General features: G+C 37.8%; 12 protein-coding genes and 2 tRNA genes. 10 read left to right on the top strand and 4 right to left on the bottom strand.

Annotation, left to right across the window (positions count from 1 at the left end):
* Positions 1–10: 10 nt before the first annotated feature.
* From pheT to NSCAC_RS04900, 5 genes are all read left to right on the top strand, one after another.
* Positions 11–2,395 carry a phenylalanine--tRNA ligase subunit beta gene (gene pheT, locus NSCAC_RS04920; protein ID WP_197743749.1) on the top strand — a complete coding sequence of 795 codons (2,385 nt, stop codon included), beginning with the start codon at positions 11–13 and terminating at the stop codon, positions 2,393–2,395.
* A 3-nt stretch (positions 2,396–2,398) separates the two neighbouring features.
* Entirely contained in the window at positions 2,399–2,698 is a 300-nt protein-coding gene (locus NSCAC_RS04915; RefSeq protein WP_197743748.1) for an integration host factor subunit alpha, read from the top strand.
* Entirely contained in the window at positions 2,679–3,041 is a 363-nt protein-coding gene (locus NSCAC_RS04910; protein WP_197743747.1) for a MerR family transcriptional regulator, read from the top strand. Before NSCAC_RS04915 ends, NSCAC_RS04910 begins: the two co-directional genes overlap by 20 nt.
* A 15-nt stretch (positions 3,042–3,056) precedes the next feature.
* Positions 3,057–3,133: transfer RNA gene (locus NSCAC_RS04905), tRNA-Pro, on the top strand.
* A 140-nt stretch (positions 3,134–3,273) separates the two neighbouring features.
* Complete coding sequence (locus NSCAC_RS04900; protein WP_197743746.1) at positions 3,274–4,458, top strand: O-succinylhomoserine sulfhydrylase; 1,185 nt, start codon at positions 3,274–3,276, stop codon at positions 4,456–4,458.
* A 522-nt stretch (positions 4,459–4,980) separates the two neighbouring features.
* Here the strand turns inward: NSCAC_RS04900 and NSCAC_RS04895 are convergent.
* Both NSCAC_RS04895 and NSCAC_RS04890 read right to left on the bottom strand, forming a co-directional pair.
* Complete coding sequence (locus NSCAC_RS04895) at positions 4,981–6,354, bottom strand: uracil-xanthine permease family protein (RefSeq protein ID WP_197743745.1); 1,374 nt, start codon at positions 6,352–6,354, stop codon at positions 4,981–4,983.
* 41 nt (positions 6,355–6,395) lie between these two features.
* Positions 6,396–7,304 carry a ring-opening amidohydrolase gene (locus tag NSCAC_RS04890; RefSeq protein ID WP_197743744.1) on the bottom strand — a complete coding sequence of 303 codons (909 nt, stop codon included), beginning with the start codon at positions 7,302–7,304 and terminating at the stop codon, positions 6,396–6,398.
* A gap of 179 nt (positions 7,305–7,483) precedes the next feature.
* On the opposite strand from NSCAC_RS04890, the gene NSCAC_RS04885 reads away from it, so the two are divergent.
* Together NSCAC_RS04885 and NSCAC_RS04880 are read left to right on the top strand one after the other, a co-directional pair.
* Positions 7,484–7,557: transfer RNA gene (locus tag NSCAC_RS04885), tRNA-Gly, on the top strand.
* Between the two features lie 62 nt (positions 7,558–7,619).
* Positions 7,620–8,720, top strand: a complete 1,101-nt coding sequence (locus NSCAC_RS04880) for an acyltransferase family protein (RefSeq protein ID WP_197743743.1) — start codon at positions 7,620–7,622, stop codon at positions 8,718–8,720.
* Here the strand turns inward: NSCAC_RS04880 and NSCAC_RS04875 are convergent.
* Positions 8,697–9,521 (bottom strand): type ISP restriction/modification enzyme, encoded by an 825-nt coding sequence (locus NSCAC_RS04875; RefSeq protein ID WP_197743742.1) that lies wholly within the window; start codon positions 9,519–9,521, stop codon positions 8,697–8,699. The two genes, NSCAC_RS04880 and NSCAC_RS04875, sit on opposite strands and share 24 nt — an antisense overlap.
* Positions 9,522–9,733: 212 nt before the next feature.
* The gene (locus NSCAC_RS04870) at positions 9,734–9,958 is read right to left on the bottom strand and encodes a type ISP restriction/modification enzyme (RefSeq protein ID WP_197743741.1); all 225 of its coding nucleotides are present in this window, start codon (positions 9,956–9,958) and stop codon (positions 9,734–9,736) included.
* Positions 9,959–10,128: 170 nt separating this feature from the next.
* On the opposite strand from NSCAC_RS04870, the gene NSCAC_RS04865 reads away from it, so the two are divergent.
* Genes NSCAC_RS04865 through NSCAC_RS04855 form a run of 3 tightly spaced genes read left to right on the top strand, consistent with a single transcriptional unit; the run spans position 10,129 to position 13,356 of the window.
* A complete protein-coding gene (locus NSCAC_RS04865) occupies positions 10,129–10,848 on the top strand; it encodes a retropepsin-like aspartic protease family protein (RefSeq protein WP_197743740.1) in 720 nt (239 codons plus the stop codon).
* 9 nt (positions 10,849–10,857) lie between these two features.
* Positions 10,858–12,786, top strand: coding sequence for a S9 family peptidase (locus NSCAC_RS04860; protein WP_197743739.1), 1,929 nt, complete (start codon positions 10,858–10,860; stop codon positions 12,784–12,786).
* A gap of 18 nt (positions 12,787–12,804) precedes the next feature.
* A complete protein-coding gene (locus NSCAC_RS04855; protein WP_197743738.1) occupies positions 12,805–13,356 on the top strand; it encodes a YbhB/YbcL family Raf kinase inhibitor-like protein in 552 nt (183 codons plus the stop codon).
* The last annotated feature ends 3 nt before the right edge of the window (positions 13,357–13,359 follow it).

Genomic DNA, 13,359 nt, shown 5'->3' with positions numbered 1-13,359 from the left:
TTACATCACTATGAAATTTAGCGAATCTTGGCTAAGAACTTGGGTTAATCCGCACTGTGACACGGAAACTTTAACAAACCGATTAACTTTTTCAGGGCTAGAAGTTGATAGCATCACACCTGCTACACCTAGTTTTAAGGGAGTAGTTGTTGCTAAAGTGATAGAGCTAAGAGCTCTTGAAGGTAGTAATAAACTTCATGTTTGCCAAGTAAGCGTAACCCAACGTGAAACTTTTCAAGTAGTTTGTGGCGCCTCTAATGTACAAGCAGGACTATATGTAGCTTTTGCTCAAGTAGGTGCTAGATTACCCAATGGTATTTTCATTGAAAAAAAGAAATTACGAGGGATAGAATCTCATGGTATGCTTTGCTCTGCTACTGAGCTAGGACTGACAGAACAATCTCATGGAATTTTAGAACTTGCTCAAACCGCCCAAGATTTTTTAGGTAAGGATATTAGGGAATTTCTTAACTTAGATGATGTAATTATAGAAATTGGTCTTACTCCTAATCGAAGTGATTGTTTAAGTATTGCAGGGATTGCTCGGGAAGTAGGTGCACTTTTTAGTCAGCCAGTACAGCACCCTGAGATCGCTTCAATTCCTCCTGAAATCGATAAAACCTTACCGGTTGAAATTTTAGTTCCGGAGTCTTGTCCTCGATATTTAGGAAGGATTGTACAAGGCATTAATCCACAAACCTTAACCCCCGAGTGGATAAAGGAACGGCTACAGTGTTGTGGTATCCGTAGTCTAAATCTTCCTATTGATATTACTAACTATGTAATGGTAGAACTAGGGCAGCCTATGCACGCCTTTGATTTAAATCAAATCTCAGGTGGCATTCAAGTTCGCTATGGAAGATCAGAAGAATCTTTAACCTTATTAGATAATTCTACAATTACCCTAGATCCAAATGCATTAGTAATCGCTGATCATCAAAAAGTACTTGCTTTAGCAGGTATTATGGGAGGCAGTGATTCTGCAATTGGCGATCAAAGCCAAGATTTATTTTTAGAAAGTGCCTTTTTTATTCCTACGGCTATTGCAGGACGTAGCCGAAACTATGGGTTACATACCGAATCATCCCATCGGTTTGAACGGGGCGTAGATCCTAATCTTCCCCGCCAAGCTTTAGAACGTGCTACAGGCTTGCTGCTAAAAATTGCAGGCGGCAAAGCAGGGCCTATTGTTGAAGCTACTCATAGGGACTTTCTACCTTCCCAGCCTATAATCCATTTACGAGAACATCGTATTAAACAAATTTTGGGAATTTATCTCCCTCAAGATCAAGTACTAACCCACCTAACTGGCTTAGGGTTAGAAGTAACAACGATAGAATCAGGATGGGAAGTAAAAATTCCTAGTTTCCGTTTTGATTTAACTTATGAAGTTGATTTAATCGAAGAGTTAGGGCGTTTGCATGGTTATGATAACTTTCCAACTACAAGACCTACTGGAGCTATCAAACCTCAATTTCATACGGAAGCAAAAATTTCTACATATGATATACAGCAGATTCTAGTCAATCGAGGCTATCAAGAAGTAATCACCTATAGCTTTATTGATCCTCAAATACAACAGCTTTTAGATCCTAATCAGAAAGCTATTTCACTTGCCAATCCCATATCTTCAGATATGGCAGTGATGCGTACTAGCTTATGGCCCGGGCTAATTCAAGCATTTAAATATAATCAATATCGCCAACAAGAGCGAATTCGCTTATTTGAATCTGGACTTATTTTTACTGGTCAGTTACCCTCTGTTACCCAAGAACCTGTGATAGCTGGAGTAGTTTCTGGTCTTTATCATCCAGAACAGTGGGGTATTTATTCTCAATCTGTTGATTTTTTTCATATGAAAGGGGATGTGGAATCTTTACTTACTCTCAGCGATAAACAATCCTCTTTTCTTTTTAAACAAAGCCAGCACCCTGCATTACATCCTGGGCAAAGTGCAGAAATTATTTACCATGGTAAATCCATAGGGTGGCTAGGTGCACTACAGCCCGAACTTGCTAATAAGCTTGATCTTACACAGCAAGTTTATCTTTTTTTCTTAAAAATTAATTTACTTTTCTTAAAAAGGCATCCCGTTTTTCAACCTCTATCTAAATTCCCAGAAATCCATCGAGATATTGCATTTTTAATCGATAAGAGTATTTCAGTAAAAAGCGTTTTTGATTGTATAAAAAGTCTTAAATCTGATATACTTAAAGAACATTATTTATTTGATCTGTATACTGGAAAAGGAATTGATCCTGATAAAAAAAGTTTGGCACTCAAATTTGTTTTACAACACCAGGATTACACTTTAACAGATGAAATTGTGCATAACTTTATGGAGCAGATGGTGAAAATGCTTGTAAGTGAGCTAAATATAATCATTAGGGAGTAACTGATGGCACTCACTAAAGCAGATATGATAGAAGCGCTGAATCAGGAACTTGGCTTAAATAAACGAGAGGCTAAAGAGATTGTTGAAATGTTTTTTGAAGATATCGCAATGGTCTTAGAGCAAGGAGAAACAGTCAAGCTCTCTGGGTTTGGTAATTTTGAGCTTCGTAGTAAAGGAACACGACCTGGGCGTAATCCAAAAACTGGAGAAGAAATTCCTATTACCGCTCGGCGTGTAGTTACTTTTCGACCAGGGCAAAAATTAAGAACACGGGTAGAATCTTATGTTGGAAGCGAGCAATAATAACGAATTACCAGTAATACCCAGTAAGCGTTATTTTACTATTAGTGAAGTAAGTGAGCTTTGTGCTATTAGGCCCCATGTGTTAAGGTACTGGGAGCAAGAATTTCCTCAGCTTAAACCAGTGAAGCGTCGTGGAAATCGACGTTACTATCAACGTCATGATGTTATCATGATTCGCCAAATTAAAGCATTACTCTATGATCAAGGCTTTACTATTGGTGGAGCAAGACAACAACTCTCTAGTGATGAAGTAAAAAACGAGAATACTCAGAGTAAGCAGATTATCCGTCAAGCTCGTTTAGAGCTAGAAGAAGTTTTAGACATATTAAACAATACCATTTAATATATTCTCCATCTTCGGGGCGTAGCGCAGCCTGGTAGCGCACTTGAATGGGGTTCAAGTGGTCGGAGGTTCAAATCCTCTCGCCCCGACCATAGACTATCCTTAATGTGGGGAAAATAGCTTTCCCCTATACCACCCTTTGTTATACCCTAATTTTGTTGTACCCTAATAAAGATCTAATTTTATTTAAATAATTTTCTCGCTTCTACTTGCACTATTAGGATTAAACTCCATGGATAATTATGATCTATATGATTTTGCGACCCTTGCAGTAAGAGCAGGACAGGATCGCACCCATGAAAGAGAGAATTCTGATCCGCTCTTCCTGACTTCAAGCTTTGTTTTTGAGAGCGCTGCTCAAGCAGCAGCTTGCTTCTCAGGTAATGAATCAGGGAATATCTATTCAAGATTTACTAATCCTACAGTCAGAGCTTTTGAACAACGATTAGCAGCCTTAGAAGGTGGGGAATCTTGTGTTGCTACCGCATCAGGCATGTCTGCTATTTTAGCTACTTGTTTATCCCTATTAAAATCAGGGGATCATATCGTTTCTTCAAAAGATATTTTTGGTACTACTCGGGCTATATTTAATAAATATCTAGCACGCTTTGGGATCGAAACCACCTTTGTACCTTTAGCTGATTTAACAGCTTGGGAAAGAGCAATTCAGCCTAATACTAGATTATTCTTTCTCGAAACCCCTTCTAATCCTCTTAATGAAATTGCTGATATTGCCCAACTTGCCCAACTTTCTAAAAAATATCAGACCCTGCTAGTAGTAGATAATTGTTTTTGTACGCCAGCCCTACAACGTCCCCTAGAATTAGGAGCAGATATTATTATTCACTCTGCTACTAAATATCTTGATGGACAAGGGCGATGTGTAGGTGGTGCAGTAGTAGGGGATAAGCAACGAGTAGGTGAGGAAATATTTGGTTTTTTGCGTACGGCAGGTCCTACCTTAAGCCCATTTAATGCATGGGTATTTCTTAAAGGGTTAGAAACCCTAACGCTACGGATGGAGGCACACAGTCGACAAGCCCAAGCGATCGCAGAGTGGCTAGAAAAAAAGCCAGAAGTAGCTAGAGTATACTATGCAGGATTAGCTTCTCATCCACAACATCAGCTAGCAGCAAAACAACAATCTGATTTTGGAGGTCTACTTGCCTTTGAATTAAAAGGAGGAAAGGCAGCAGCTTGGACAATTATTGATTCAGTTTCTTTTATCTCTATTACCGCAAATTTAGGAGATACCAAAAGCATTATTACCCATCCGGCTACGACTACTCATAGTCGCCTTAGTCAAGAAGAGCGAGAGTCGTCAGGGATTAAAGATGGTCTTGTTCGGCTTTCTGTAGGTTTAGAGTCCGTAGAGGATATTAAAAAGGATTTACAACAAGGGTTTGATAAATTATAAATTAGCTTAGAGGCACTAGCTCCTAAGCTAATTGTTAATTACTAAATAATAGTTACGTTGATTTCTTTCTGAAGAACAATAAATCCAAGCCCAACAAACTCTAATAGCATCATAAATAATGAAGAAGACTCTGGTATGGATGATGAGTTATTAGGATCTCCTGAATAAAGAACGCTGTTAATTGTGGAGCTACCTATTTACCTACTAATTAGTAGTACTACTAAGAAGCCACCATAAATATAGAGAAATCCCTAAAATACATAGCAAAACAATTGTTAATATATCTTTATTCATAACCTTTAATACTTCTATAATTGTGCTAATAAGGATAATAGGGGCAAAATATGTTCCAAAAAGAACAACTCACTGATTATATTTTCTAAAAAATTGAAATTAATAGCTTTTCTTGGAAAAGAATGCTACTTATTGTCAGAATTGTAACAAAATTGGTTAGTTTAAATAGCAGTAAATAGAGTTCATGAGGGCGAGGATTAGCGATGATAACATAACCATCTGTGCACTTCATCTAAATTTAAGTATCTTTGGCATCTCGTTTAAAATTAAATTCAATACAATAGCAGTAATTGCACTAGAGGCAATACCAGATCCAAAAATAATATTTACCCATTGGGGGAAGTTCACGTAAAATTGAGGAGTTACTAAAGGGATTATACCTACTGTAATTGCTGCAGCAACAATAAGACCATTGATTGTGCCTTGTTCAGAAGTTAAATCTACATGGGATAGGGTTTGAATGCCGGTAACAGTAACAAGACCGAACACAGCGAGACATCCTCCACCTAGTACAGGCAATGGTACACTAGCAATGATTGCAGATAGTAAAGGAAATATACCCAAAATTACGAGGAGAATCCCAGTGACTGCTACCACATAGCGGCTATGTACCCGACTTAGTTGAATGATACCGATATTTTGACCATAGGCACTACATTGAAATCCATTGAGAAATGCTGAAAAAATAGATCCTAAGCAATCTGCCCTTAAACAGTTTATAACATCCTGCTTTTTAATATCTTTCCCAATAATTGCTCCGATTGCCATAATATTACAGGTAGCTTCCATCATAATAACTAACATTACAATCATCATGGAAATAATGGGAGCTATCTCAAACCTAGGCATGCCAAATGAAAGAAAGTGTGGTAATGCAAATAAATCTTGAGCCATAGCCTCTGAAAAATCTACTAATCCTATAGGCATGGCTACCAGTGTACCGATAACCACTCCAAATAATACAGATACTCGCTTTATCATTTTTGGACCATAACGGACAGCTATAATAGTAACTATAAAGGTAAAGAGACCTAAGCTAATAATGCAAGGAGATTGATAGAACGGATTATTTTCCTCTCCTTGTATCCACTCAATGGAAATAGGGATTAAAGTCAGCCCAATGACTATCACTACTGATCCTAAAACAAGGGGTGGAAAAAATCGCAATAAACGAGCATAAAGAGAAGTACCAAATATCATAAATGCTGAAGATGCGATGACAGCACCCATAATGGTTTGCATTGCAGTAAATGGGTCTGGGGACATCTGACTAATAATGAGCATAGGTGCAATACTTGAAAAAGAAACCCCTTCTACAAGGGGGAGCTTTACTCCAACTCCCGGTATACCGATTGACTGTAATATAGTCACTGCACCTGATGCAAGAATACTGGTTGATAATAAAATAGTTATATATGGAAGTGGCAAATGAATTGCTTCACCAATAATTAAAGGAGGGGCAATAATTCCAGCATAAGCAGCACATAAATGCTGAACAGCTAAAAAAAATGTTTCTTTAGCTGGGAGAGGCTTATCAAGAGTAGGGTATCTATCTTTAACCACCTCAGTAGTTTTATCTATGCCATTATCATGGTGAGCCATTTTATTTTAATATTATCCACTTTTTTACTAGGCGCATTTAACTAAGAATAAGAATCGGCTACCTTCACAATGACAGCAATAGGTGCATATCCAAGGGCACATTGATGTTCAGTGGCACCGGATATAAAAATTCTAGAGTCATGGGTTACCGAGGTAATAACTGCACCTAAGGCAGCCCGTGCATGGCGTTCGTAGTGAATATCTGCATCAGAGAGCATCGTGGTTCGCTGTCCCCATAAAACGCCATGAATGGGTGCATCTGCTTTGGCAAATATTGCAGCAATTTTTTGTACTTCTGCTTCAGTGGCTTCAGCATGAATATTTAAGCCTGCAGAGCGAATTGCAGCCCGAACTCCATCGATATCGGTGACATTAGCCAGTGTTGCATGACCAATACGATACTGACTTGTTGATGTGGGAGAATTTCCAAACACGACCACCTCGCAGCTATTGATTTCTCCGCCTGCCGATGTAGATGCCACTGATGAGTAAAGAGACATATCATGTGCAATAGACTCATTTGTTACTGCATTTTTAGGTATTTCTTTCAATCCAATTGCAACACCTAATGCCATTGCTCCTCGGGCATATTTTTTAGAGAGATTAGGATCTTCTCGTTTATCATCACTGGGGTTAGGGTTATTTGCAGAAATATCTCTTGTAAATACGGTCATATGGGGAGATAAAACCCCTTCACATCCCCCAGACCATGCTATAGCGATTCGATTTATCACTTCAGAGGAAGGCATATTTAATGCTTTGCTAAGCACTGCTGTAATGGCATGGGTGGCTAAAGCACGGGTAAAATCATTGGCTCCTCCATTACCCTCTGTTTTTCCAATGATAGCTACTATTTGAGATGCTTTAATTAGATTATTATCTAGCAGTTGTTGCAATCCTTGAGCATCGCCAGGATTTTCCATTGATAAGCGATATATTTCTATTTTCATAACCATCCTCCTTACACTCATTCCTTTGTAAGAAATACTTACATAATGTGAAGTGTAGACGTAAATTATAGAAATGGTTGTTTAAGTGCTAATTTTTCAAGGAGAAATCTAATATAAAGTGTTGCTAGTTGTTTGCTACCTAGATTTTCCCTATAATCTAAGCAAGCAATAAATTTCAAGCGGGTGTAGTTCAATGGTAGAACTTCAGCTTCCCAAGCTGATAACGTGGGTTCGATTCCCATCACCCGCTCCATAAAATGACTATCAGCTTTCCTTAATTTATTACAATTACTACTAAAGATATTACCCCTTGTCATGAATGCTTCCTTGAAGCAAAGTAATAGACTTTCCGGACTAGATTTTCTTCGAGCCTTTGCAGCGGTATGGGTTTTTCTCTTTCACTATATTGACCTTAGCCCAAATCAGCTAAAGCCCGCATTAGGTAACAATTTTTATGTAGGCGTAGGGTGGAATGGAGTAGATTTATTCTTTGTCCTTAGCGGTTTTTTAATTGGTACTATTCTCTGTCGAGAACATGAAAATATTAAATCTTTTTTAATTCGACGATTCTTTCGTATCTATCCTGCCTACTTAGTGGTTTTATTCCTTTGCCTTTATATTAATAAGCCCTATTTTTTTGATAATAAGCTACTTATCATCAGCCATTTATTAATGTTCCATAATCTAATGCCGGGGTATGGCGGTGCCATTAATGGAGTATTGTGGACTCTAGGTGAGGAGTTTCAATTTTACCTGCTTGCCGCCTTAATCCTGTTTCTACCTAAGAGAAACAAAACCTCTTTCTGGTATGGTTTATCTGTAATACTCATTACTAGTAGCGCTCTTTACCGCTGGGGGATATTTGGAATTACTACGGATACCACTATTCTTTTTTTTCTCACAACCCAGCTACCCGGAATGCTTGGGCTGTTTGGAGTGGGATTTTTGGCAGTGCAAATCAAGAAATTAGCTAGAGTTTATATTACTCGGTTTTTCCGGTTTTTTTTAACCTTAAGTATAGTAGGAGTTTTTTTCTATTTAGAATGGCTATATCCCCATGTTGGAGATTATTGGGAGCATCAAGAGGTAGTGCTATTAGGACGGGTTTACTCAGGAGCAGCGTTTTCTTTCCTGGTGCTCGTGTTTTCCTGTGCCCCTGATTCAGTCAATGATTGCCTTAAAAAAAGTGGGTTAGTGTTTATTGGTGAGATTAGCTACGGGATTTACCTCACCCATTTATTTTTCATGGATTTGCTAAGATCCTACGAGCCTTTTTTTCTTCAGCACCATTGGACGCTCTATTTTGTCATACTTGTTACTTTAATTGGGATAACTTCTAGTTTGATTTATTTTTTAGTCGAGCGTCCGTTTATTAAGCTTGGTGCTTATCTGTCAAAGAAGATGGCTAACAGGTAAGATTGCTTCAGCTAAAGCTATAGTTTCAATCTCTCCTAGTTGAGAAATTTCTGCCACAATTTTCATGGTTTCAAGGCTGACCGTAATCACCCGTTGAACCAGTTCCAGTGGATAACCTCTGTTATCCATGGTTTTATTTGCCCAATCATTAGCATTATTTTTAATTTGGCTGTCTTTATCCTGCCGCACTGATTGTCGTTTTATCACCCATTCTAGAGCAGATTTACCATTGACCACATAATTGTAGGTAGGCACGCTCTGGGATATTTCTATGGTGATAAAGTCATTGTAAATCACCCGAGTCCGATCTTCTTTTTTTACAAACTTCATTTTTCGTGCATAGAAATGCTCCGGGCGAGCATTCACAAAATCTGTACCCTTATGAATTAATGTACCTAAAAAGGTGACAGGGTAAGGAAGAGCCGATTCGTAATTTAAATGGAGATCTGCGAGCCTGCGTCCTGCTTGAGAAAGGGCAGTGAAAATAGCATAATTTTTAGCTAAAAAAATTCGGGGCAGTTGCTTGGAAAGATTGTCCTTGTACTGACCCCGATAATTCTCACAATGGAGCACATCATAAATATAGTAGAAAATATCTGCTTTGCAAATTTTATTTTTATAAGTATTTTGAAAATGAGTCAGAGTCTCATTTGTAATCCCATCCACTTGTTGATAGCCAGATTGCAGACTGCTATGAGTAAATAAATCCTGTTTTTCAGAGGAAATTTTTTCATAAAGATATAAAGGGAAATATTGCCCCTTTGAAATCATTTCTAAGTCAGGAATTACATTAGTGATCACTGCTGAAAACTACTTTGATTGCCCCTCGCCCGGTGACCGCAATCACTATATTTTCTGCCCTTTCATAGGGAAAAATTTGAGGCATTTAGTAAACCCTTTGATTTAAGTCACGATTGAAATACATCCATTGCTTAGTAAAAGGATTGGTTTTTCAACAAATTCTTTTTTAAATCATCTGTCCAGCTTATTTGGGTTGAATCAGTGTTAACAAATCAATTAATCTTTTTCTCTTGTTCTTGCTTGGTTAGGTTTGAGAAACCCTGATGAAACCGCTCTCGCTCTTGATTATAAAATCCAATGGTGGCTGTTATATTTCGTGCCAATTTATCTTTACTGCTTTGATATACCCAAGCGTCCCTATTTGTTCCTACTCCTAGTGAGGAGTTGTTAAAAATGACTAAAGCAATTTTATTCTTTATTATCCCCTTTAGTGACAAAAAAAATCCCGATATTAATATCGGGATTGTGCGTATTACCTTGGTAAGATAGTTATTAGATATAAAATATATAAATTATTAATATAATTAATTAATTATATTAATAATTCACTTTAAGTATATCTAATTTTTATTTTGTTGTATAGAAATAAATTTCCTATACTGAAAATATGAGATACAAACAGCAATTTAATTATCTTTTATTTATCTCTGGTTTATGGCTAGGAGGCTTATTGGCCATCGCAGATGAGGACTTGCCCTTATTTGAAGATAGCTTGGCCAAGGAGCTGGGAGAAATTGGGGTAAGAGAGCATATTTTAATTAAAGGATTAGAGAGAACTCGGGATATTGCGGCTCGACCTCTAGTTCAGGGCTCACTTCAAAAGCAAATTCAAAAATTACTGGTAGATTTTAATTATATTCTGGTACACACAGCCGATAATCAAAGAATTAAGGAAATTCTGATTTTAAGTGAAAAGACTGCAGCTCCTCCAGTACTTCCTAATAAAATTATTTTAAATACAACCCGTAGTGGTACCCATCATTTAGTTCAAGCATCTATTCAAGGGGTAAGCACTACTATTAACATGCCTTTATTAGTGGACACAGGGGCTTCTCTGGTGGTATTACCCGCTTCTATTATGCCTAAGTTAGGACTTAACCCTAATCAACTTAAGGATCAAGAAATTCAAACGGCTAATGGAGCACTGCAAGCAAAACTTAGCCGATTAAAAACACTCACTCTAGGATCTGAAAAAATTCCTAATGTGGAAGCTGCTTTTATTGAAGATCAGTTGTTGGGATCCTATGGTTTATTAGGAATGAATGTATTGAGTCAGTATGTGATCACTATCGATGATCAGCATAATCAAATTGTTTTAAATAAATAAAAATTATCTATGACAGTTTCCATAAAACCTTATGGTACTTGGCAATCTCCTATTACCATAGAACAGATCACTCAAGGTACCATTGGTCTAGGACAAACAACTCTAACTAAAATAGGAGTTTATTGGTTAGAAACCCGACCTCAAGAGGGAGGCCGGGGAGTATTAATGTATCGAACCCATAAAGGAGAAATTTATGAAATTAATTCAGCTTCTTACAATATTAGAACCCGAGTCCATGAATATGGAGGTGGTGCTTATTTAGTTACAGATAAAGATCAGATATTTTTTTCTCATTTTGATGATCAAAGACTATATAAGCAGGAACTAGATTCTGATCCACAACCTATCACTCCGGAAGGGGTTTATCGCTACGCAGATGGAATTTATGATAAAAAACACAATCGACTAATCTATATCCGTGAGGAGCATAGTAGTGATAGTAAAGAGCCTGTGAATACCATTATAGGTATTAGTTTAGATGGTAGTAACGTTACTGTATTGGAATCAGGTGCAGATTTTTATGCCACACCTCGATTAAGCCCCGATGGGAATTACTTAGCTTGGATTTGCTGGCACCATCCTAATATGCCTTGGGATGGTACCAAACTGTGGATTGCTCGAATAGATGATCAAGGAAATCTAGTAGAGAAGATACAAGTTGCTGGGGGTAATACAGAATCTATCTTTCAGCCTCAATGGGCTCCCACAGGAGCTCTATACTTTATCTCTGATCGTTCAAACTGGTGGAATTTGTACCGATGGGATGGGGAAAAAGCGAAAGCCATCCTACCTATGAAGGCAGAATTCGGGTTACCTCAGTGGATTTTTGGGCAATCTACTTATGGTTTTATTTCTCCTCATAAAATTCTCTGCACTTATAGTCAAGAAAGTATTCATCACTTGGCTTATATAGATACCCAGAATGGCACCTTAGAAAAAATTAATACTCCTTATACGGGAGTTAGTTTTTTACAAGCTAATGAGCAACAAGCGGTCTTTATTGGAGCAGCCTCTGGCTTATTTCCAGAAATTGTTACTCTAGATGTTAAGACGGGTAAATGTACTACCCTTCATCAATCTAATAGTACTAAATTTGATTCAGAAACTATTTCTTATGGAGAACCTATTTCCTTTCCTACAGGAAATCACGCTACTGCTTACGGGTTTTTCTATCCTCCTAAAAGTAAAGATTTTATAGGATTCGAAACAGAGCGACCTCCTTTAATAGTCATCAGTCATGGCGGACCTACTGCAGCCACAGATAATACCTTAAACCTTAAAATTCAATATTGGACTAGCCGAGGATTTGGGGTGTTAGATGTGAACTATCGAGGCAGTACCAATTACGGCCGTGCTTATCGTCAACAACTGATAGGACAATGGGGTATTGCGGATGTGGAAGATTGTATTTATGGAGCAAAATATTTAGTCCAGCACAATAGAGTGGATCCAAAGCGGTTAGCTATCCGAGGCAGTAGTGCTGGAGGATTTACTACTTTAGCTGCCTTAACCTTTTACAGCCTATTTAAAGCTGGAGCCAGCTATTATGGAATTAGCGATCTAGAAGCTTTAGCTAAAGATACCCATAAATTTGAATCCCGTTACTTAGATCAGCTTATAGGTGCTTATCCAGAGCAAATACAACGCTATAGGGATCGATCTCCAATCCATAGTATAGATAAGATAGATTGCCCAATCATTTTCTTTCAGGGACTAGAGGATAAAGTGGTACCACCTAATCAAGCAGAAGCAATGGTAAATTTATTGAAGGAGAAAAAATTACCTGTTGCCTATATTACTTTTCCTGATGAGCAGCATGGGTTTCGTAGAGCAGAAAATATTAGTCATGCATTAAAAAGTGAGCTTTATTTTTATGGAAAAATTTTTGGCTTTACTCCTGCCGACGAGCTTAAGCCAATTTATATTAATAATCTTTAAATGAGAGGTAACAATGTTATGAATAATAGATTTGAGCAGTATTTGTTTGTATTTCTATTGGGAATAAGCATGAGTAGTTTTGCTGCCGATAATTTTACTTTTACCTCGCCTGCCTTTGATCATCAAGCAGCAATTCCTGAGAAATATACCTGTGAAGGGCAGGATATTTCCCCTGAGCTTACTTGGAATCACCTTCCTGAAGGCACGAAAAGTTTGGCACTCATTATGTATGATCCTGATGCTCCTGACCCTAAAGCCCCTATGTTTACTTGGGTTCATTGGGTACTTTATAACATTCCCCCTTCCGCTAACGGACTAACTGAGGGAATAAAACTTAAAGATTTGCCTAAAGGTACTTTAGCAGGATCAAATAACTGGGGTTGGAGTAGACCGACTTATGGAGGCCCTTGTCCCCCCATTGGTCGTCATCGCTATTTCTTTAAACTATATGCTTTAGATACCATATTACCTGACTTAAAAGCGTTGACTAAGGATAAGTTAGAACAAGCAATACAAAATCATATTATTGAGGAAAAAGAATTGATAGGTACCTATCAAAAACATGGGTGATCA

Origin of the sequence: Candidatus Nitrosacidococcus tergens, assembly GCF_902810445.1 — a bacterium.
Classification (GTDB): domain Bacteria; phylum Pseudomonadota; class Gammaproteobacteria; order Nitrosococcales; family Nitrosococcaceae; genus Nitrosacidococcus; species Nitrosacidococcus tergens.
This window is presented reverse-complemented; position numbering and strand designations above follow the sequence as displayed.

Excerpts from the sequence above, each read along its gene's own strand:
- NSCAC_RS04910 (WP_197743747.1), top strand. The coding sequence starts at position 2,679 with ATGTTGGAAGCGAGCAATAATAACGAATTACCAGTAATACCCAGTAAG.
- NSCAC_RS04860 (WP_197743739.1), top strand. The coding sequence starts at position 10,858 with ATGACAGTTTCCATAAAACCTTATGGTACTTGGCAATCTCCTATTACC.
- NSCAC_RS04900 (WP_197743746.1), top strand. The coding sequence starts at position 3,274 with ATGGATAATTATGATCTATATGATTTTGCGACCCTTGCAGTAAGAGCA.
- NSCAC_RS04890 (WP_197743744.1), bottom strand. The coding sequence starts at position 7,304 with ATGAAAATAGAAATATATCGCTTATCAATGGAAAATCCTGGCGATGCT.
- NSCAC_RS04855 (WP_197743738.1), top strand. The coding sequence starts at position 12,805 with ATGAATAATAGATTTGAGCAGTATTTGTTTGTATTTCTATTGGGAATA.
- NSCAC_RS04880 (WP_197743743.1), top strand. The coding sequence starts at position 7,620 with ATGAATGCTTCCTTGAAGCAAAGTAATAGACTTTCCGGACTAGATTTT.
- NSCAC_RS04865 (WP_197743740.1), top strand. The coding sequence starts at position 10,129 with ATGAGATACAAACAGCAATTTAATTATCTTTTATTTATCTCTGGTTTA.
- NSCAC_RS04895 (WP_197743745.1), bottom strand. The coding sequence starts at position 6,354 with ATGGCTCACCATGATAATGGCATAGATAAAACTACTGAGGTGGTTAAA.
- pheT (WP_197743749.1), top strand. The coding sequence starts at position 11 with ATGAAATTTAGCGAATCTTGGCTAAGAACTTGGGTTAATCCGCACTGT.
- NSCAC_RS04915 (WP_197743748.1), top strand. The coding sequence starts at position 2,399 with ATGGCACTCACTAAAGCAGATATGATAGAAGCGCTGAATCAGGAACTT.